The organism is Streptococcus mitis, from assembly GCF_009496285.1.
In the GTDB taxonomy this organism is placed as follows: domain Bacteria; phylum Bacillota; class Bacilli; order Lactobacillales; family Streptococcaceae; genus Streptococcus; species Streptococcus mitis_BP.
In genome coordinates this window covers 12,911-32,207 of the sequence record NZ_WIJK01000020.1, presented here as the reverse complement: position 1 = coordinate 32,207, position 19,297 = coordinate 12,911, and the positions used below count along the sequence as shown (strand labels likewise).

Sequence of the window (19,297 nt, the reverse complement as noted above, 5' to 3'; positions counted from 1 at the left end):
CTTATAAAACTACTGTGCCTGTTTTAAATACAGGGCCATCTTCACACACACGTTGACTAACTGTTTCACTATCAGGTACTTTCAAGACGCAAGCGTAGCAAGCCCCCATGCCACAAGCCATACGGGATTCAAGAGATAAATAAGCTCTTGGATGCTCGTAAAAGGTTTGATTGATGTATTTCATCATACCAGGTGCCCCGCATGAGTAAACAGCGTCAAATTCACTGTCCAATTCTTTAATCACAACTGAGACATTACCCTTGATGCTATAAGAGCCATCATCTGTTGTCACAAATACTTGACTATATTTGGTTAATTCATCTTCCAAAATAACTGCATCTTTGGTCGCAAATCCTAGAACCGTTGTGACATCTACACCACGTTCATCTAATTGCTTAGCTACTTCAAGCAAAGGTGGAACACCAATACCGCCACCAACTAAGAGAACACGACTCTGCTTGTCTAAATCAGATAAATCAAAACCATTCCCCTGAGGTCCCATAACATCTAGGGCATCTCCAGCTTTTAAGGTTGAAAAGATTGCCGTACCCGAACCTTCAACTCGATAGATTAAATGACATTGTTTTTTACTTGCATTGATAGATGAAATTGAAATTGGACGACGCAAGAGATGGGCGTCATCAGGAACACGCAAATGAAGAAATTGCCCTGCTTTCATCGCTTCAACCATGTCTCCTTGAAGTACTAGTTCAAAGATCGCTGGTACGATTTCCTTTTGAGACACTACTTTCATGGTTTCCAAGCGAATAGCACCCATGCGTTTTTTACAATTTGGATTCATAACTTTTCCTCCTTAAATTTTAAGGGGTTCAGAAAAAGAAAAACCTTGCAATCGCAAGGTTTCAGTAAGATACTTACAGAAAAGAATCAAATAAACTGTGTTTATTCGAAGTTTGTGTAATCTATTTTCTATCTGACACCTTGTGAGTCTCTCTGGACTTCCCTTAAAGGTTAAATTTTCACTAGTATACTGTATCAAACGTGAAAAGTCAAGTAAAAATAGGTAAGGTATCAGTTCATAAAATTTGATTACTTTTGTGAAGAAAGAATATTTTCTAGTTTTTGATAATCTTTAACACTGTCAATTTCGTAGATAGAGTTTTCTTCCAACTCTTCTACATATACATCTAGTTCTTTGATATTATCTTTAACCATGTTATCCCAGTAGAGGTCTACAAACTCACCGCTTGCATAAGCCTCACCGATAAATCCAACAATCTTTTCAGCTGTTGGGGCGTCCCAGAATGATACCCCACTCAAAATACGTCCATTCTTGCTATCAACGATGATATCTTGAACTTTGTAGTCATCTCCGTAAACTAGGAACCACTCATTGTCACAATCTTCACGATAAACACTAAAGTAAGTTGAACGTTCGATATCATTACGGAACATATTCTTGAAAAGATAGTTATCCGCATCGATAACGTAGCTGTTAGCCAACTCTTCTTTTACCAAGTAAAGAGAGTAAAAGTTGTTGTAATCAGCATACTTATCATTGAAGACCAAACGAACACCGTATTTTTCTTTAAGATAGTCGAATTGTTCTTCCAAATAACCTACAACGATGATAATGTCATCAATACCACGTTCTTTTAAAAATTCAATTTGATATTCAACCAAAGGTTTTTGATTGACTTTAACCAAGGCTTTGGGAGTATTTTCTGTCATGGGTCTCAAACGAGTTCCCAAACCAGCTGCTAAGATAATCGCTTTCACGCGCTTTCTCCTTTATTCTTTAATAATAATGTAAACACCAGCCATTACAACAAATGAAGTAATGATTGTTAAGACAGTCAGAGGTGTTCTCAAGAACATTGCTGCAAACAAAACTGTCCATACTACATAACTGACATTTAGACCAGTTGCCTTTGCTGGTTGCAATCGATTGATAGCAATGTAGTAGGCAAGGTAAGAAATCATATTAAATGCTGCAAAGACTATCAGTAAACCAAACAATTGCCCATTTGCTACTTCTGCAAACGTGTGATGCGAGAAGAGCACAATAACAAGATAAGACAAGAAGGATGTAACTTGCCGAATCAAGAGGGCTTCAACTTCACTGAGATCACTTTCCATAGCAAAAGAGCTAAGAACACTTTCACTGCCCCAAGCAAGGGCACAAATCAAAGCACATAAAATTCCGATATAGAAAGAATTCACTTGCTCTGCTTTATAGGTCTGAGCAATAATTCCTGCAATGATTAGAAGAATCCCAAAAACTGTATTTTTGGAAATCTTGTGCTTCAAGAAAAAGAAGGCAAGCAAGACTGAAACAGCAGGATAAATCGCCGAAACAGACGATGCTAGAGAACTTCCAATATACTTAACCGCATAGAGATTGGCCTGCATACCAATCGGTCCTGCCAGTAAAGCACCAAAAATAACACTAACATTTCGAATATTCAAGAAGATTGAAAAACGTACTTTTCCTTCCTTAACTAGAAGAAAACCTAGTAAGATAAAAATACTGAGGAAGTCGTGTGCTGCTGCTACTACAAAAGGCGAAAGCTCTGTAAAGATTGAAAAGATATAGGCACTAATAGTTAATCCTAATCCCCAGAACACACCTGATAGCAGCCCAAAAGAAACTCCATTTTTAGTCTTCATCAGAACCTCCCATAGAATCCAACTCTTTCACAGCTCTATTGTAACGAGAGATTCCATAATCTCCGAAATCTGCACCATTTTCTTCTTTGTATATAGTCCAAAGACTCCAAATGATGTCTTGCAAGATTTTGTAGATACGAATTTTCTCACTTGAAACTGGAGTCTTGTCACTCGCATAATGACTTAAAAAGTCTTCTTCTTCTGCACTGGTAAATTCAGATTCTAAGAAGAGGGCTGCCAAATCCCACATAGGATCATTCATAGATGAATATTCCCAATCAATGAGATAAAGGTGACCATCTGGTCCTTCTATGAAATTTTCAGGAACCAAATCAATGTGACATGATTTCTTATCGATACCAATTTCTTCAAGTTGATCTTTCAGAGAAAATACTAACTTTCTGACAGTTTCATAGTTCGGATAGGAAATCTCCCCTTGAATCAAGGATTCATATTTTTTGATTTCCTCAAAAGGAGCAAACTCTCCTTTTAATTCCTTACCCGAAGCATGAACCGTTTGTAAAATAGGCGCAATCTTTTCAAACTTAGTCTTGATAGTAGTGGAATTAAGAGTATTCGCAGATTTAATGTACTGATTAACCTTGATACCTGCTTCAATATCGAAAAGATAATTTTCCACATCAAGTTTTAAATCTTTTAACAAGTCCAGATTAAATTTCTCATTCTGGCGGTTGATCAATTTATCTGTGCCTTTTCCGAAAAACTTAACGATATACTGATTTGAGGTTGTCTTAACCAAATAATTTTGATTAGTCATTCCTCCTAGTTGTTCAACACTTAAAATATCTTCATCAGTTGATAGTAAAGATGTCAGTTTTTCCTTAATAATCTTTTCCACAATCATCCTCCATTAGACTTCCCACTTAAAGACTGTCTTAAAGGCAGTATTTAGGTCAGTTGCAAAAACTCGGTGAATATCCTTAATTTCTCGTACTGGTTCTTCTAAATAAATGATATTTTTCAAACGATTGGCAAATCTCTTAATCTCCATCATTTGGATAGCTTTTTCGAAGTCAACACGTCCTGAACGCGAAGAACCTACTAGTAACAAACCTTTTTCCAAGGAATCTCGGGTATTGATGTTGACCTTGTACTCACTAACTCCCATCATCAGAATGGTTCCCTGTGGTTTGATGTAACGGATGAGATCATTAATAGCAGGTCCGCATCCATCACCACCACAACATTCGAAACCATGATCAAAACTAAGATCTTCTGGGATGCTATCCGTAATGTAAAGCTCCTTAGCAAAAGAGAAGAGTTCTAATTTCTCCCAATGACGACCAATAACAATAATCTCAGCTTCAGGCAAGGTATAGTTGATAATATTCGCCATGACAAAAGCTAAACTTCCATCACCAATAACAGCAATTCGTTGACGTTTACTATGTGAAACAGTAAGGAAACGATTCATAGCGTGCATACCCACACTGACAAATTCAGTAATGGCAGCTACTGTATCTTCGATGTTCTCGTAAGCTACCACACGATCCTTAGGTAGAGAAACAAATTCTCGCATAAAGCCATCATACCCACTAGACAAGAAATAGGTTCCTGTCATATAGTTTTCATAAAATTCCTCATCACTCTGCATAGGTGGTTGATTGGGAATCATGACAACCTTCTGACCAACTTTGTAGGTACCTGTGGGATCAGAAATAACAGTTCCACAAGACTCATGAATCATAGCCATTGGAAGTTTCTTTGATAAAATTTTTGGATCACGTTTTCCTTGATAGTAACGTTGATCCGCATGACAAACCGCCATAAAGTTTGGTCGAATAAGGATATGATTCTCTTGATCAATCTCTTCTTCTTGGTATTTGATATTGATAAATTTGGGTTTTGTCAGTTGATAAATTTGATTAATCATGTCTCTAGTCTTTCTCAATCATGCTTTTAGCAATCTTCAAGTCTGTAACTGTTGTGATTTTTAGATTTGAGTATTCACCCTTAGCCAAGGCTACATCTTTACCCTTAATGACAAAGATTTTACATGCATCTGTCAAAATTTCTTTTTCTTCTGCTGATAAAGAACCATACAAATCAATAAAGTCTTTACAACGGAAGGTTTGAGGAGTCTGTCCTTGGTATAGATGAGCGCGATTTGGAATATCTGTGATGAACTGACCATTTGTACTTTCAACAATGGTATCCACAGCTTCAACCACGGTATCAACAGCATCATGGTTTTTAGCGAGTTCAATATTATCTTGAATCATTCGAAGAGTGATGAAAGGACGAACTGAATCATGCGTCACCACAATATCATCTGCGGTCAGTGGACGGTGAGCATCAATAGCTTCAATAATTTTTTCAATACTAGAATTACGATCCGCACCACCTTTTGTGATGATTATACGGTCCTTGTGGAGTGGTAGGAATTTTTCAACTAAATCTTCTGCGTGTGTCACCCAGTCTCCGTGAACTCCAACTACAATCTTTTCAATAGTTGGCTCTAAGACAAATTTTTCAATAGTATGAATCAAGATTGGGCGATCTCCCAACTCAAGAAATTGTTTGGGTAAATTACTAATCCCCATGCGCGTGCCGGTTCCACCTGCTAAAATTCCAGCGTAGATCATTTTAATACTCCTTTAGTCTGTTCTTAAAAAAACTCATTCTTTACTATTATATCACAACCTAGCCCTTTATCGAAATAAATACTAGAATTCTCTAGCCAGAAAGAGCCTAGGCATACCTTTAGGGAAAGTAACTTGAATGATAAAAAAATCTCAACTCTATTTTCAACAAATATAGAGTTCTTCAGAATATTATAGAAACCTTAAAGAAACCTTAAACTAAATAAAAAAGTTAAGATTGTAGCCAGAGATAATTCCAAGCTAACAATTCTCAACTCTATTCAATCATTTTTCGTTTATTTTTCTTCTTCCTCACCGATGCCCTTAACGGCTTTCTTAAACTCGGCAAGCATTTTTCCTACTGACTCGCCTAACTCTGGTAAGCGTTTTGGTCCAAAAATCAACAGTGCTCCAAGGACAATGACTATCAAGCCTGGTGCACCAATATCACGTAAGATTCCCATTTTTTTCTCCTTTCCTTTTTCTCTTAATTATCCATTTACTAATAGCGATACTAACCTCATACAAAAGGATTAGGGGAACAGTCATCGCTAAATCGCTAATAAAATCGGCCGGCGTCAATATAACAGCCAATACCAATAAAATGAAGTAGGCATAACGTCTATAAGCAACGAGTAGTCCAGGCCCAATCAAACCAATTGAGGTTAAAAAAGCAATGATAACTGGCAATTCAAAGATAAATGCTAGTGGTACAGTAGTTTGAAAGACAAAAGCTAGATAATTTTGTGCTGTTAACTGTGTCTCAAATAAGTTTTCACCCAGTCCTAGCAAGACCTGAAGTAAAGCTGGTGTTACAAAATAAAATCCAAAGGCTAATCCTAAGATAAAAAAAAGGAAAGTTGCAGGGATATAAGCAAAAATTGCCCCTGCTTCTTCAGGTTTAAGGGCTGGTCGAACGAAACTCCAGACTTGATAGACCGTAAAAGGTAAGGTAAGGCTATAGGCCATCAAACTTGCTAAACGGAGATAAATCCATAAAATATCGTTCGGTCCTAAGACGATTAACTTCTGATTAAAGCCTTGTGTGATAAATTGATAAACCTGATCGGCAAATAATAGTGAAACGCAGAATACTAAAAAGAAACAAACAACTACTGCTAGCAATCTCTTTCTAAATTCTACCAAATGTTCAATAATTGTCAATTCCCTTTGATCCATTACTGTTCACCCTGTCTAATGGTAACAAGAATCACCACAAGAATAAAGAGAGCCTGCCCTGCCAAACTTTCCCAACTAGGGTAAATTCCCAATATATCAATACTTGGTATTCCTGCGATCAGATGGTTCGGTATCATATTTGTCAACTGTAGGGCATGAATGCTGACTCCCGTCATCTTAAAGGCTAAAGCATAAATCATCCAAGTCAGGATAAAGAAAACCTTGTGAGGTAGGAAAAATTGACTGGCCTTGTTCATCACAAAGGCAATCACGACTAAGACTAAGAGGGCTAGAGAAATTCCTAAGACAAAATCAAAACTAGAAATCCTTGGTAGAATCCCCACATAGAATAAAATCGTCTCAGCACCTTCTCGGAATACGGCTAGAAAACTCAGAGCAAACATAGAAAGGAAAGATCCTGTTTTCGTGACAGTTTGCATTTGTGATTCCATAAAAGTATTCCATTTTTTTACAGAGGATTTGCTATGAAGCCAAATACCGATTAAAATCATCATGATAACCGCAAAAATCCCGACTGCACCTTCGATGATTTCACGGTTAGTTCCTGAGGTGACTGCTGGAAAGGCAATCTGTAGGATATAGGCAATTAAAAGACTGGCCACTATACCAGCAAATGCACCACCATAGACCCACTTGAGTCCCTTTCTCATCTTAGCAGCTTTCAAAGTTGTCACAAGCGCCATGACAATCAAGAGTGCTTCTACACCTTCTCGGAGCAAGATGAGCATGGCGTCAAATGCATTATAGGAAGCGCTAGTATCAATTTGAGATAGCTCTGTAATCAAGCTAGAAAGCTTTTCTTGATATTCACTATCCTTTCCCTTAACCATGATGACAGGACTTTCACTTTCAACCTTGTTATAAAGCGAAGGATTGGTTGTACTTACAGAACCCTCGATGGTGGGCCAAATAGTAATAAACTCCTTCATAGTTGCAGCTGCTTCACTATCTTGACCAGCTTGAAATTGGGTCAAAGCCTTCTTTAAAAGGTCTATCCCATCCTTCAGTGTCAGATTGGATGATGTCGTCGCTACTTCTGTACCTTCAACAAAGTTAGAAATGGCTTTTTTCAAATCATTAAACGATGCCTGAATAGTATCAAAGTTCGTTGGTTCAGTCTCAATGCTACTACGCAGGAAGGAAATAGCTGTTTCCACTTGTCCATAATGAGCTGTACTATGGTCACGAACCACTGCTTCATTGATGGTCCAGGTTGAATTCATTTTTTTATAGGTTTCTCTTACTGCTTCCAGATCTTGAGAAGCGATTGCCTTGTCTAAGGCTTCAAAACGAGGTTCTAAGCGACTTACAAGTTTCTCTTTTTCTGCATCTAGGTCGACTGGATTTTGCTCTTTCTCAAATGTCAAAAGGACTAAAGAAATCTGAGTTAACTGGTCTTCAGTAATATCACCAGTTAAGGCTAACTTTTCTTGAACTTTACGTCCTGCTTCAGAGTCAGAATTCTCGACTTTCTCGAAATCTTTGGTCATTTCATCGATTAGTTTTCTTGCCTGATCTTGTTTACCTTCTTTAACAGCTTTAGTTGCATCAGTTATTTTCACAAAGTAGGGACTCAAATTTTCCTTAGCTTCTACCGGAAAAATCAACAGGAAGAAACAAGCAAATAGGAGGATAATACTTTTAGGATTCCAATAATTTCTGCCCAATGTAACCTCCCTTCTCCACTCCACCAAAGCAAGCAAAGAGACCACTACCTATATGGGTAACATATTCGTTCATTTTATCCATAGCACCCAGATTGGTCTGAACTTTAACAAAGCTATCTGGGTCCTTCTGGAAGGAGATAAAGAGCAAACCTGTGTCGAACTGACCTGTCTTTTCATCAATTCCATCAGAATAAGAATAAGATCGACGCAAGAGAGGCTTATCCACTTCTTTAGCTAAGCGTACATGAGAATCATCAGGAAGAAGGCTTAAATCAACCTGATCAAATTCGTTCTTCTTGCCAAAGGGAGCGCCACTTTCTTTATAGCGCCCAAAGGTATTTTCTTGTTCCTCGAGATTGGTTCGATCCCAAGTATCTAGGAACATCTGGATGCGCCGAACTGCCATGTAAGAACCATTTTCCATCCAATCCTTACTGTCAGCCCAAACAACCTGATCAAATTCTTTCTCAGTGGTAACATTAGCAGTCCCGTCTTTAAAACCAAAGAGATTACGAGGAGTTTCCATACGATTACCGATAGCTGCAAACCCTGATTGACTCCAACGAAGAGTAACGGCATTTCTACCCTTGCGAATAAGGTTACGAATAGCATGAAAGGCAACTTGCTCATCATCAGCACAAGCTTGGATAACAATATCTCCTCCCGTGTACTTTTCTCGTAACTGTTCCTTTGGAAATGGAGGTAAATCTCTAAAAAGTTTTGGACGCTTGTTCTCTAGTTTCATTTTTTCTAGGAAACTAGCCGAAACTCCAAAGGTCAGGGTCAAACGATGAGGATTAAGGCCAACTGTTTCTCCAGTATCACTTGGAGGCAGAAGGCTATTGTTACCATCTTTTTTAACCAATTCTCCTTCTACAAGTTTGGCACTATAATCCGTCCAATCCTTAAATAACTGGATGATTTTCTCTTTGTCAGTTGTATGCAAATCTAAAACTACAAAATAAATGTTTTTCTGCATGACAGTTGTAATGCCAGCTTGGTGTTTGCCATAGAAGGCTATTTTTTCATCCCCATACGAGATTTTCTCCTGAGCATCAAGCTTAGGTGAGAAAAAAGCAGAAGCACCAGAGAGTCCAAGTGCGAGACCAGCCCCTCCGATACCTGCTTTTTTTAGAAATTCTCGACGGTCCATTTTTTGTTCAAAAAATTTTTCGCCTTTGTTTGTCATATTACTTATTCTCCACCAAGAAATTTACCCATTTGTGATAATGGTTCACCAAGTTTTGTCACTGCTTCAGACAATTCTTTAGTGTCTTCTTTCGTTAAGTCTGTATAGAGCTTATAGTGTTCCTTGTCCGTCATGTGTTTGTCTAACAAACTATTGACAGATTTGAAATCTTCCTCTAACTCCTTAACCAAGGCTGCATCTGATTTTTCAAGCAAGGGTTTAAAGAGTTGGAAAATCTTCTCAGCACCTTGGATATTGGCACGGAAATCATACAAATCTGTATGAGAATAAATCTCCTCTTCACCAGTAATCTTACTTGTCGCTACTTCATTTAGAAGGTCAACAGCACCAGTTAGCATAATCTTGTAATCAACATCTACAGTAGCAATCTTAGCCTTCAATTCCTTGATGTCATTTACCAGTTGGTCACCATAAGACTCAGTTCCTTTGGTTGTGTTTTCCTCCCAAAGAATGCGCTCGATACGGTGGAAACCAGACCAACCTTCTTCAGTCTTATTTTCATCTAGATAGTCTGCTAATCGAAAATCAATCTTCACATCAGATTCACCGAAGCTCTCTGCAATGGGCTCTGAACGTTCATAGGACATACGGATTAAAGGGTATGCCTTTTTAGCTTCCTCTAACTTACCATCCTTCAAGAGTTTAACAAAATCTTCTGTATCTGTTAAAAGTTTATCAATCTGTTCTTCTACAAATGTTTTGTAGTCACTAGTTGCCTTATCCAATAATTTTTGGTTATCTTCTGATAATTTTGCGACCTGAGATGAATCACTTGTAGTTGGCGATTGTTCAAAACGAACTGCACAAGCAGATAACAACAATGCCGAAGATAAAAGGATAAAACCAAGTTTTTTCATTAGATACTCCTATTAAATCATGGGAAGCCCATTTGTTTTAAATTCATTATAACATAGATTTTCTAATCATTCAATAAATTGTCAGAAAATTTAATGTTTGCTCCTTTTAAAATTAGAATAGACTTTTCTAGTTAAAATTGTTAAAATAATAGGGAAAATAAAAGAAAAGGAAGCTATATACCACCATGATGAATATGCAAAACATGATGCGTCAAGCTCAAAAACTTCAAAAACAAATGGAGCAAAGTCAGGCTGAACTTGCTGCTACAGAATTTGTTGGCACTTCTGCTCAAAACCTTGTAACGGCGACATTGACTGGAGATAAGAAGGTCACAAAAATTAATTTCAATCCTGCAGTTGTAGATCCTGAAGACATCGAAACTCTTTCTGACATGACTGTTCAGGCAGTGAATGCAGCTCTTGAACAAATCGATGAGACAACCAAAAAGAAACTCGGTGCTTTTGCAGGAAAATTACCATTCTAATAGCATAAAAAGAGGCTGAATTCAGCCTCTTTTGTCTTATCTAAAAAGTAAAGAATTCTGTTGCCTTCTTTAGAAGTAAATCGGCGTATTCTGGGTCTTCCTGGGCAGTTTCAAGTTCTTCTTGTACCATTTCCAAATTATCCGTAATCATACCATCTACTCCTAGATGAAGCGACTTGTTAAAGGATTCCGAACCGTTAATCGTCCATACATAGAGCTTCTGCTCTGTATTCCAGAGCTTAGTCACGAAGTATTCGTCCAAGGTAGAATACTCCATAGTATAGCCACTTGCATTTGTTCTTGGGAAAACGGAATTGTAAGGCAGGATAAAGTAGACTGGAATCTCCTTATCATACTGGGTTACCTTTTCAATAACATGGTAATCTAGTGATTGCATCTGATGACCATAAACTTTGATTTTCGCCCCATAACGTTCTAGAAAATGATCCATCATTTGAGCACTATCATTTTTACTGGTTTTAATCTCAATGAGTAGTTTTTGATTTAGTTGGTTGGCACGATTTAGATAATCATCAAAGCTGGATATTTTAGTCTGATAACCATTTTCATAAATATCTAATTGCTTCAACTCATCTAAAGTTAAGTCTTGCGGTGTTACATTTAATCCCGCTAAACTTTTTAGGTTAGCATCATGCATCATAACAAACTGACCATCTTTGGTTTCCTGAACATCCATTTCAACAAGGTCTGGTTTTAATTGAGCTGTCTTTTCTAGGGATTCTACAGTATTTTGCACGCCATTAGCATTGGAAACACCTCGGTGGGATATCACACGCGGAGGATTTGCAACAGGTGCTTCTAAATAGACATAGCCTTCAATAGCAAAGATGACACTCGCACACCCCATAACACCCCATCTCATGAGATGGTCTTTCTTTCGTCTCGGTATAATATCCAATTCCTCACCCGTTAAAAATGAGGTGAACTTAACCAAGAAGTAAGTCAGGGCCATATAGTGGATATTTTTTATTAAAATATAGTTTGAAATAGCAAGAATCAAGGATTCTCTTTGTGTGAGACCATCCACTAAAAACTGCCCAACTAATAGTGGGACTAGAAGCAAGTAAAAGAAAAGATTTGTTTTGACAACAATGAGAAAGAGATGCCAAGCGTAAAACCAGAATTGATTTCTAGTTTTTTCAAGACTATAGAGCACAGCTTCCTTGACTGTCATCTTATCATAAAAGATTTTTGGAAGAACAAATACCAACTTAACAGAAACGTAGAGGAAGAGGATTGACAAGATGATAATACCTAGCCACCACATCCAGTATTTATCTTCCATGTAGGTCTGAATAAACTCTGGGATTACGATTTTATTAAAATAATAAATCTTTAAAATCTTCCTGATAAAAGGAAAAAGCATGGCAACATAGAAGAAGATAAATAAGGCTTTTGTAATTGTCAGACCTTTCATAAAGACAAGACTCTCACGAAAGACCTTACGACCGTATTCTATCAGTGTTCTTTTCTCATGATAGAGAAGATGACGCGCCCCTATAAAGAGAAGACTGAGTTGAAAATAAGCAACTAAAAGGTTAAGAATGATTAAGATTAAGAAGCCAATACTGACTATAGGAGCATTTTTGATGATGGCAAAAATGTTATTGTAAGAAATAAACAAATAGCCCGTCTGACTTAGCAAAAAACCCGCTATCAATGAATTCAAAGGTAACCAAATATAGTCGACCAACATAAAGATTAGAAAAAATAGAAAGAGGATTTTATCAAGATTGAGGTAAATCTTTTTAAAACCCAATTTTTTAGGCTTTTCAGGTCTCATAAAACCTCCTAATCAAACAGCTGTGATAAATCTAAACCACCAAAAGGATTAGAGTTAAGACTACTCTTGACGTCCAGTAAGATTTTACTTTCATCAGATTCTAAAAAAGCTTCATAAACACGCGCAGTCATACGAGCATCCTCTAAACTGTTATGAGATTGTCCCTTAAATCCTAGAAAATTTGCAACAGTTTGTAACTTGAGATTTGCAATCCCGTGAAGATCCGAACTACGTCGCTTAAAAGCTTCATCATAGAGGTCCACTTGATATTGGCTACTATAATCCAAACCATGTTCCAATAGAATCGGCAAATCACTCTTAGCTGCATTATAGCCAACGATAGGTAATTGACCAATAAAGGCTTGAAAATTTTTGAGAACATCTTCCACCTTCGGAGCATCCTTCAAGGTTTCAGAAGTGATACCCGTTAAACCATTGATAAAACTTTTCAATGGTACATCTGTATGAACATAAGAGTCAAAAGCTCCAATTTCTTCACCATCTTTAAAACGGACCGCAGATACCTGAATCAAGTGAGTTTTATCTTGGTGTTCATTAAATTCCAAATCAAATGAAATGTAATCTCTTAATTTTTCCATTTTATCCATCCCTTACTGTATGTGTAAAAAGAAACTACTTGGTTATACCTAGAAACCAAGCAGTTTTTTCTTATCCTCCAAATAAGCGAGCAAAGAAGCCTTTCTTCGTTGCTTGTACTTCTTGCTTAGCCTGATCCAACTCCAACTGAAGGTTTTCTTGGTCCTTCATGGCTTGTAGGGTTAACTGTTGTTGTTGATCCAATTGCTTATCTTTTTCTGCGATTTGACGGTCTTTGACACGCATCTGTTCGTCTTTTTCAGCTAACTGTTTGTCTTTGGCTTTTAATTGCTCATAAAGACGGATGATTTCAGCGTTCTTTTCATCAACAAGAATCTCCATTAACTCACGTTGCTTCACATCATCACTAACAGGTTCATCTTCAAAAATGGTTTTTTTGTAGATTTCTTCAAGCTTAATCAAGCCACTACGAGTTACCACAGTGACTCCTTTATCATTTTTAGTCGTATCTTCTTCAGGTAATTCCTTGACACGGTTATTGATTGCTTGGCGGGACAAGCCCAAGACCTCAGCAATCTCACTAACAGTCATCTCAATACTCATAATATCCTCTGAAAGTTTTCTAGCTTTTCTTTATTTAAATATTATCATAAGCAAGCAAAACTGTCAAATATCACCGTGTTTTCAACCCTTTTTCAAAACAATTTCTCTTCTAAACTAGACTGTCTATCAGCTTTTTTAAACTAAACATCAGTTTGCAATTTTTCCACCAGCTCTAATCAATTGAAAACCTTTCTTGGTTTATAAAGAGTATCCCGTTTCTCTAAAATGGCTAATAACTTATCACCTTCAAAACCAGCCAATTCCTTCTCAGTTTGTTCCAATTCAATAAAGCGACCAAAACGCACTTCTTCAGCCTGCTCTGGTGTCAAATAAACCTTAACTAAGTCACCTGTCCCAATCTCAATCGGATGTAGAAAATCTAGTTGTCCAGCCTCAACTTTTTCGGAAATTTCTTCCAAGGTCAAAGCATCGTCCAACTGTAATCCAGCTGCACTTGTTCGTGTTAAATGAGACATATGAGCTGCATAGCCAAGTTTTTCTCCCAAGTCAACTGACAAGGTACGGATATAAGTCCCTTTGCTACATTTTACACGAAAACTAAATCGAGCAAGATCCTCCTCATAGGAAATGGGACTGGTTCTTTCGAAACTATAAATCGTCACCTGACGTTCTGGACGCTCCACTTCTTGACCAGCACGCGCATACTCATAGAGTTTGCGACCATTGACCTTGACAGCCGAGTACATAGGTGGAATCTGAGTGATCGGACCTGTCAGACTGGCAATCGCTTGATTAACAATCTTTTCATCTAAGGGAGACAATACTGGTGTCTCTGCAACAACTTCACCACTAGCGTCTTCAGTTGTTGTAGAATATCCAAGAGTTATTTCTCCTTCATAGACTTTACCCTCGTCCTGCATAAACTCGACCATACGAGTCGCCTTACCGACGGCAATCGGCAAAACACCCACCACATCAGGATCTAGCGTCCCACCATGACCAATCTTCTTGGTTCCCAAAATCTTACGCAATTTAAAAACCGCATCATGAGAGGTCATGCCTGCTTCTTTTCTTAAGTTGATAATACCGTTCATGTGTTGCTTTCTACTCCCCCTTCAATGCTTCAAACTTGGCTTTCATGGTTGGATTTTTGCGGGTTAATTTTTTGACAGAAACATCATCCAGCTTATTGTTAGCTAGTCGGAGTTGGTTTTCTGATGTTGTCAGGAATTTCTTGACCTCTTCCATACGCTTAATGGCCTTGTCGATTTCGTCAATTGCCTTGCCAAAGTTGACAGAAGCTGAGTTATAATTCTTTGCAAAGGCGACCTTGAAGGCGTCCAAATCTTCCTCAAAACGAGTGATATCTATATTTTGTTCCCTGATAAAAGCCAGCTCCTGCTTATATTTAAGGGAATTAAGGGCAGCATTGCGCAAGAGTCCAATTAGTTGAATAAAGAACTGGGGACGAATGACATACATCTTCTCATACTCGTGGCTGACGTCAACAATCCCTGTATTAAAGTAGTCGTTTTCTGCTTCAAGCATACTTACCAAAACTGCATACTCACAGTTTTTCTCACGGCGATCCTTGTCCAATTCCTTGTAAAAATCTGCATTCTTGTGCTTCTTCTCTGTCCCGTCTGCTTCATTTTTCATCTCAAACATAATGGAAATGAATTCTAGTCCATTTTCATCAAAATCACGGAAGATAAAATCGCCCTTAGAACCACGTGCTGAAACCTTGTTGTCCTTCTCAAAGTAGGAATTTGGAAAGGCAAAGCTACGAACCTTGTTGAACTCACTCTCAGCATAGTGTTCCAAACTTTCACCGATTGCCTTGGTTGATTGTTGTGCCTTGAAATTCTTGTAGAATTCAACCTGCTCACTGGCTGCCTTTAGCTGGGCTTCATAATTTTGTTTTACAGAGGCTAGAGACAACTCATTTTCTTTTTCTTGTAAAAGGAGCTGGTTTTTGACCTGATCACGTTCTTTCTCTAAATCAGATAGTGTTTTTTGTAGTTGATTTTCATGTTCCAAGCGCAAGGTAGCCAATTGATTTTCGAGAGCTTGGACTTCTTTTTCCTTCTCTAGCAAGCTTTGACTTGCACTTTGCTCCACTTCTTTCTTAGCCAATTCTTTTTCGGTATCAAAGTTGTTAATTTGACTTTGAAGCTGGGCAATTTCTTGATCTTTTTGAGCCAGTTTTGCCTGTTGTTCATTTAAGGCTTTTTGTTCCACCAATGTCAGCTCTTGCTTCATGCGTTCATGCAATTCCTTATCAAACTCTGCAGTGCGAACTTGAGAAAGCAGTTCTGCATATTGACTTTCATTGACTGTAAATACTTCGCCACAATTTGGACATTTAATCTCGTTCATGTTATTCCTCTAAATTTATCTACTCTACTTTCATTATAGCATGGATAAACAAAAAGAAAAAGTTGGAATGAATCCAACTTTTAATCTACATATGTATCTTCGTTTTTATTTAAGAAGGCGTAAGGTAATCCCATGAGTAGACCACCACCGATAAAGTTACCGATGAAGGTTACACCCCAGTGACGAAGAATATTTCCAATACCGAAGTTTGCGATTGAATCAGCAGCAACACTGAATTTCACGATAGCAAATGATGCAAAGTTTGCGGCGATGTGCTCGTTTGTTAAGAATACAAACATGTAAATGGCTGAAAGAACCAACCAAAGTTTTGCCCCACCATCCTTAACTAAAACGAATGAAAGAATCGCGATATTTACAAAGACATTAGCCAAGATAGCTTCAAGCAAGATAAGTTCATTTGAACGGCCCAACTTCATTTCCACAACTCCAGAAATAAAGCTATCATGGGTAAGGTTTGCATAAGCTGCTGAATGGGCGAATCCCCAACCTGCTATAAGAGCACCGATTATGTTGAAGAAAGTACAGTATAGAAGAATTTCAGCTGTTTTTCTCCAGCTAATTTTTTTCAAAAAGCTACCAGCTGTCAAGAACATCATGTTAGATGTTACTAACTCAGCATTCAAGAAGACAATGTAAGCCAATCCCCAAGCGAAAACAAATGGGAAGAGGAAACGTCCACTACCAGGAGCAATCTTATTAATCAAGTCAGCTCCAACTGCACCAGCTGCTGTACTAAATGTTAAGAATGCACCAGCAAACATTGAACGGATAGCATACTTGAATTTACTTTGACTGTAAAGACTTTCCTTTTTCTTACAAGCAAATTCAATTTTTGAGATAAATTCTGAAGAAACCATATAAACTCCTAAAACTTTTATTTGTGAATATTATAACATAAAATCGAAATTATGGGAAGGCTTTCTTAAGACTAAACTTTATATTTTTACTAATTTTAGAAATCCTTTCCATCCTTATTCTATACATTTATTTTATTAATTTATAATTATTATTTTAGTTAGGTTTATATTTTCTATACTAAATTATTTAATATATTTTACCGATTGGAGCAATAATAAATTTCTGAAATAAAGATTAGATTAAAGTTATCAGCCAGTAATGACTGCAGTTAATTCTAAACAAAAAGAGAATCGCAATGATTCTCTCTTCTTCTATTACACCAATATAAAATACTCAGGTCTAATCAACGTAAGTTTCTTCGTTTTTATTTAAAAAAGCGTATGGTAAGCCTATCAGGAATCCTCCACCAATCAAGTTAGCGATAAAGGTAACTCCCCAATGGCGTAGGATATTTGGAATATCAAAGTTAGCAATTTGGTCAGAAACAATGCTGAATTTAATAATACTAAAAGACGAAAAGTTGGCTGCAATATGCTCGTTAGATAAGAAAACAAACATAGAAATAGCTGATAAGATAATCCATAGCTTAGCACTGCTATCTTTAACCAAAACAGATGATAGAATGGCAATATTTACGAACATATTTGCCAAAATCCCCTCCAACAATACCAAATCACTAGGTCGTGCTAACTTCTTAGCAACAATCTTTGCTAGATAACTGTCGTGTGTTAGATGTGAAAATGCAGATGAATTAGCAAAGCACCAACCTGCTAAGATAGCTCCAACTAAGTTGAAAAAGGCACAATAGACTAAGATAATAAAGGCTTTCTTCCAATCAATCTTCTTCAAGAATGTTCCAGCTGTCAGGTACATCATGTTTGATGTGACCAATTCAGCATTTAAAAATACAATGTAAACCAGTCCCCAAGCAAACACAAAGGGAAAAAGAAAATAGCCAGCACTAGGAACGATGCTATTTAGTAGATCAGCACCGATAGCCCCAGCGGCTGTACTAAAGGTTAAAAAAGCACCTGCTAACATGGAACGAATGGCATATTTGAACTTACTTTTGTCAAATAGACTTTCTTTCTTATGACAATAATAATCAATCTTTGAAATAAATTCTGAAGAACTCATATAAACTCCTAAAAATTTTTCTGTTACTATTATAACATAAAAAACCTTAAGGAAATAAAGTTTTTTCTATTTTTAATTAATTTCAGACCTTATTTTTCCATCATCTTTTTTAGAAATCCTTACCCAAGCTACAGCAAAAAATCATTACCATCTAGTTATTAGTTGCCAAAGTTCATAATTTCTTCCCTAGTCATTCCAACAAGCTCTGAAACCCACAAGCCCACAATATCTGACAAAACAGAATCGCAGAGATATTCATTCTCACTATGACCATATTTACAAGTGAAAAGCGGGGTTCTTATGGCTGATTGATAAAATTTTAAGGCTAACTCTTGCAGTTTTTCTGGATCAAATTCAAGTCCCAACTCTTGTGCAAGTCCAGTTCTCACTTTATCCCAATCTTCACCTTTTGACTGATAATTTTCTCGTGCTTTGTCGATAAATCCCTGACTGAATTTTTCCAACAAATGCTTGTTTTGATAGAGCAAACGACAGGAAAAGTCTGAGATAGAACCAGCATGAAGTAAGAAGGTAAGCAGGTCATCAAGGCTTTCTGCCACTCTCCCAACTTGGCCTTCACTCCCTATAAAGCCGATACTCTCATCCTCAAGAATTACATATTCTCCCCCACTACCGTCTTTAGCAAAGGCTATGGGCGAAAGAGAATAAACTTCATTGTTCTGAGAAAATTCAACCTCTTTCAACTGGTCATAAAAGAGAATATCGCATTCTTGCATCAATAAAATTCTTAGTTGTTTATCTTCTCTTATTACTTGTAGTTGATTCATATTAGCTACTCTCCTAGCTTTGACAACTGTCACAAGTGACAACAATTCAATTTTAGCAATCGACTCTTAATAATAATAATAGATTTTAATATGGCACTTCTTGGCCACATTGGCAAGATTTTTCACTAACTCCTCGTTTCTTTTGCTTTTCCCAAAATGAAAAGTAAAAGATTTTCCATCTTTCCTTGTAAAATACAGATGATACCTGTCCCCATTCATTCTTCTCCCTCGAATGTAATCAATATCAATCTGTCTAATTTCAGCTAGAGGAACAATCCTTTTTCTAAAAAGAATAATCGTGTGAATGTATAATCTTCCCTTTGCAATATGAAAAGGATCCAACATACTCCCACCACTTTTTAAGGATGTCTTAACTCTTTGGAAAAAAAGATAGAAATAAAATAGTGCTAAAAAAATTAACAAAAATCTAATGACCTGATTTTCCCAAAGGATTTCAAAATCTGAAATACGATAACTATACATATTAAAATAATTCCTTTTTTCTTTATTATACCACTTTTGTTGTGCTTCTAGG

Annotated in this window: 21 protein-coding genes; 1 reads left to right on the top strand and 20 read right to left on the bottom strand. The window is 37.1% G+C overall.

Annotated features, from left to right (window positions below):
- Position 1 precedes the first annotated feature (1 nt).
- The 11 genes from GEZ89_RS07225 to efeO form a co-directional block, all read right to left on the bottom strand.
- Positions 2-802 (bottom strand): dihydroorotate dehydrogenase electron transfer subunit, encoded by an 801-nt coding sequence (locus GEZ89_RS07225; protein WP_153225526.1) that lies wholly within the window; start codon positions 800-802, stop codon positions 2-4.
- A gap of 248 nt (positions 803-1,050) precedes the next feature.
- Positions 1,051-1,740, bottom strand: a complete 690-nt coding sequence (locus GEZ89_RS07220; RefSeq protein ID WP_322741497.1) for a sugar phosphate nucleotidyltransferase — start codon at positions 1,738-1,740, stop codon at positions 1,051-1,053.
- A gap of 12 nt (positions 1,741-1,752) precedes the next feature.
- Entirely contained in the window at positions 1,753-2,631 is an 879-nt protein-coding gene (locus tag GEZ89_RS07215) for a DMT family transporter (protein ID WP_153225525.1), read from the bottom strand.
- On the bottom strand, positions 2,621-3,490 hold the full coding sequence (locus GEZ89_RS07210; protein ID WP_322741496.1) for a phosphotransferase family protein: 870 nt from the start codon (positions 3,488-3,490) through the stop codon (positions 2,621-2,623). Before GEZ89_RS07210 ends, GEZ89_RS07215 begins: the two co-directional genes overlap by 11 nt.
- A gap of 12 nt (positions 3,491-3,502) precedes the next feature.
- On the bottom strand, positions 3,503-4,525 hold the full coding sequence (locus GEZ89_RS07205) for a ribitol-5-phosphate dehydrogenase (RefSeq protein WP_153225524.1): 1,023 nt from the start codon (positions 4,523-4,525) through the stop codon (positions 3,503-3,505).
- Positions 4,526-4,529: 4 nt separating this feature from the next.
- A complete protein-coding gene (locus GEZ89_RS07200; protein WP_153225523.1) occupies positions 4,530-5,237 on the bottom strand; it encodes a 2-C-methyl-D-erythritol 4-phosphate cytidylyltransferase in 708 nt (235 codons plus the stop codon).
- 293 nt (positions 5,238-5,530) lie between these two features.
- Positions 5,531-5,698, bottom strand: coding sequence for a twin-arginine translocase TatA/TatE family subunit (locus GEZ89_RS07195; RefSeq protein ID WP_153225522.1), 168 nt, complete (start codon positions 5,696-5,698; stop codon positions 5,531-5,533).
- Complete coding sequence (gene tatC / locus GEZ89_RS07190) at positions 5,682-6,413, bottom strand: twin-arginine translocase subunit TatC (protein WP_153225521.1); 732 nt, start codon at positions 6,411-6,413, stop codon at positions 5,682-5,684. The genes GEZ89_RS07195 and tatC overlap by 17 nt, the downstream gene beginning before the upstream one ends.
- The gene (locus tag GEZ89_RS07185) at positions 6,413-8,101 is read right to left on the bottom strand and encodes an FTR1 family iron permease (RefSeq protein WP_153225520.1); all 1,689 of its coding nucleotides are present in this window, start codon (positions 8,099-8,101) and stop codon (positions 6,413-6,415) included. The genes tatC and GEZ89_RS07185 overlap by 1 nt, the downstream gene beginning before the upstream one ends.
- Positions 8,076-9,290 carry an iron uptake transporter deferrochelatase/peroxidase subunit gene (gene efeB / locus GEZ89_RS07180; RefSeq protein WP_153225519.1) on the bottom strand — a complete coding sequence of 405 codons (1,215 nt, stop codon included), beginning with the start codon at positions 9,288-9,290 and terminating at the stop codon, positions 8,076-8,078. The genes GEZ89_RS07185 and efeB overlap by 26 nt, the downstream gene beginning before the upstream one ends.
- 5 nt (positions 9,291-9,295) lie before the next feature.
- Positions 9,296-10,168, bottom strand: a complete 873-nt coding sequence (efeO, locus tag GEZ89_RS07175; protein ID WP_153225518.1) for an iron uptake system protein EfeO — start codon at positions 10,166-10,168, stop codon at positions 9,296-9,298.
- A gap of 185 nt (positions 10,169-10,353) precedes the next feature.
- Between efeO and GEZ89_RS07170 the strand changes: the two genes are divergently transcribed.
- Entirely contained in the window at positions 10,354-10,653 is a 300-nt protein-coding gene (locus GEZ89_RS07170) for a YbaB/EbfC family nucleoid-associated protein (protein ID WP_153225517.1), read from the top strand.
- Positions 10,654-10,693: 40 nt separating this feature from the next.
- Here GEZ89_RS07170 and GEZ89_RS07165 read toward each other — a convergent pair whose 3' ends face one another.
- The 9 genes from GEZ89_RS07165 to GEZ89_RS07125 form a co-directional block, all read right to left on the bottom strand.
- Positions 10,694-12,457: a glycerophosphoryl diester phosphodiesterase membrane domain-containing protein gene (locus GEZ89_RS07165; RefSeq protein ID WP_153225516.1), complete on the bottom strand. Its 1,764-nt coding sequence runs from the start codon at positions 12,455-12,457 to the stop codon at positions 10,694-10,696.
- A gap of 8 nt (positions 12,458-12,465) precedes the next feature.
- Positions 12,466-13,056, bottom strand: coding sequence for a 3'-5' exonuclease (locus tag GEZ89_RS07160; protein WP_153225515.1), 591 nt, complete (start codon positions 13,054-13,056; stop codon positions 12,466-12,468).
- 70 nt (positions 13,057-13,126) lie between these two features.
- Positions 13,127-13,618, bottom strand: a complete 492-nt coding sequence (gene rocS / locus GEZ89_RS07155; RefSeq protein WP_000021254.1) for a chromosome segregation protein RocS — start codon at positions 13,616-13,618, stop codon at positions 13,127-13,129.
- Between the two features lie 176 nt (positions 13,619-13,794).
- Complete coding sequence (truB, locus tag GEZ89_RS07150; RefSeq protein WP_153225514.1) at positions 13,795-14,673, bottom strand: tRNA pseudouridine(55) synthase TruB; 879 nt, start codon at positions 14,671-14,673, stop codon at positions 13,795-13,797.
- A gap of 10 nt (positions 14,674-14,683) precedes the next feature.
- A complete protein-coding gene (locus tag GEZ89_RS07145; protein WP_153225513.1) occupies positions 14,684-15,958 on the bottom strand; it encodes a DUF2130 domain-containing protein in 1,275 nt (424 codons plus the stop codon).
- An 80-nt stretch (positions 15,959-16,038) separates the two neighbouring features.
- Positions 16,039-16,836 carry a formate/nitrite transporter family protein gene (locus GEZ89_RS07140; RefSeq protein ID WP_153225512.1) on the bottom strand — a complete coding sequence of 266 codons (798 nt, stop codon included), beginning with the start codon at positions 16,834-16,836 and terminating at the stop codon, positions 16,039-16,041.
- A 340-nt stretch (positions 16,837-17,176) separates the two neighbouring features.
- Positions 17,177-17,974, bottom strand: coding sequence for a formate/nitrite transporter family protein (locus GEZ89_RS07135; protein ID WP_153225511.1), 798 nt, complete (start codon positions 17,972-17,974; stop codon positions 17,177-17,179).
- Between the two features lie 158 nt (positions 17,975-18,132).
- Complete coding sequence (locus GEZ89_RS07130) at positions 18,133-18,762, bottom strand: hypothetical protein (RefSeq protein WP_153225510.1); 630 nt, start codon at positions 18,760-18,762, stop codon at positions 18,133-18,135.
- Between the two features lie 66 nt (positions 18,763-18,828).
- Complete coding sequence (locus tag GEZ89_RS07125; RefSeq protein ID WP_153225509.1) at positions 18,829-19,245, bottom strand: hypothetical protein; 417 nt, start codon at positions 19,243-19,245, stop codon at positions 18,829-18,831.
- Positions 19,246-19,297: the final 52 nt, after the last annotated feature.

Bases quoted from the DNA above. Each gene is read 5' to 3' on its own strand.
- GEZ89_RS07200 (WP_153225523.1), bottom strand. From the start codon at position 5,237: ATGATCTACGCTGGAATTTTAGCAGGTGGAACCGGCACGCGCATGGGG.
- GEZ89_RS07205 (WP_153225524.1), bottom strand. From the start codon at position 4,525: ATGATTAATCAAATTTATCAACTGACAAAACCCAAATTTATCAATATC.
- efeB (WP_153225519.1), bottom strand. From the start codon at position 9,290: ATGACAAACAAAGGCGAAAAATTTTTTGAACAAAAAATGGACCGTCGA.
- GEZ89_RS07165 (WP_153225516.1), bottom strand. From the start codon at position 12,457: ATGAGACCTGAAAAGCCTAAAAAATTGGGTTTTAAAAAGATTTACCTC.
- GEZ89_RS07195 (WP_153225522.1), bottom strand. From the start codon at position 5,698: ATGGGAATCTTACGTGATATTGGTGCACCAGGCTTGATAGTCATTGTC.
- GEZ89_RS07135 (WP_153225511.1), bottom strand. From the start codon at position 17,974: ATGAGTTCTTCAGAATTTATTTCAAAGATTGATTATTATTGTCATAAG.
- GEZ89_RS07160 (WP_153225515.1), bottom strand. From the start codon at position 13,056: ATGGAAAAATTAAGAGATTACATTTCATTTGATTTGGAATTTAATGAA.
- GEZ89_RS07125 (WP_153225509.1), bottom strand. From the start codon at position 19,245: ATGTATAGTTATCGTATTTCAGATTTTGAAATCCTTTGGGAAAATCAG.
- truB (WP_153225514.1), bottom strand. From the start codon at position 14,673: ATGAACGGTATTATCAACTTAAGAAAAGAAGCAGGCATGACCTCTCAT.
- GEZ89_RS07215 (WP_153225525.1), bottom strand. From the start codon at position 2,631: ATGAAGACTAAAAATGGAGTTTCTTTTGGGCTGCTATCAGGTGTGTTC.
- GEZ89_RS07170 (WP_153225517.1), top strand. From the start codon at position 10,354: ATGATGAATATGCAAAACATGATGCGTCAAGCTCAAAAACTTCAAAAA.
- GEZ89_RS07225 (WP_153225526.1), bottom strand. From the start codon at position 802: ATGAATCCAAATTGTAAAAAACGCATGGGTGCTATTCGCTTGGAAACC.
- GEZ89_RS07145 (WP_153225513.1), bottom strand. From the start codon at position 15,958: ATGAACGAGATTAAATGTCCAAATTGTGGCGAAGTATTTACAGTCAAT.
- efeO (WP_153225518.1), bottom strand. From the start codon at position 10,168: ATGAAAAAACTTGGTTTTATCCTTTTATCTTCGGCATTGTTGTTATCT.
- tatC (WP_153225521.1), bottom strand. From the start codon at position 6,413: ATGGATCAAAGGGAATTGACAATTATTGAACATTTGGTAGAATTTAGA.
- rocS (WP_000021254.1), bottom strand. From the start codon at position 13,618: ATGAGTATTGAGATGACTGTTAGTGAGATTGCTGAGGTCTTGGGCTTG.
- GEZ89_RS07130 (WP_153225510.1), bottom strand. From the start codon at position 18,762: ATGAATCAACTACAAGTAATAAGAGAAGATAAACAACTAAGAATTTTA.
- GEZ89_RS07140 (WP_153225512.1), bottom strand. From the start codon at position 16,836: ATGGTTTCTTCAGAATTTATCTCAAAAATTGAATTTGCTTGTAAGAAA.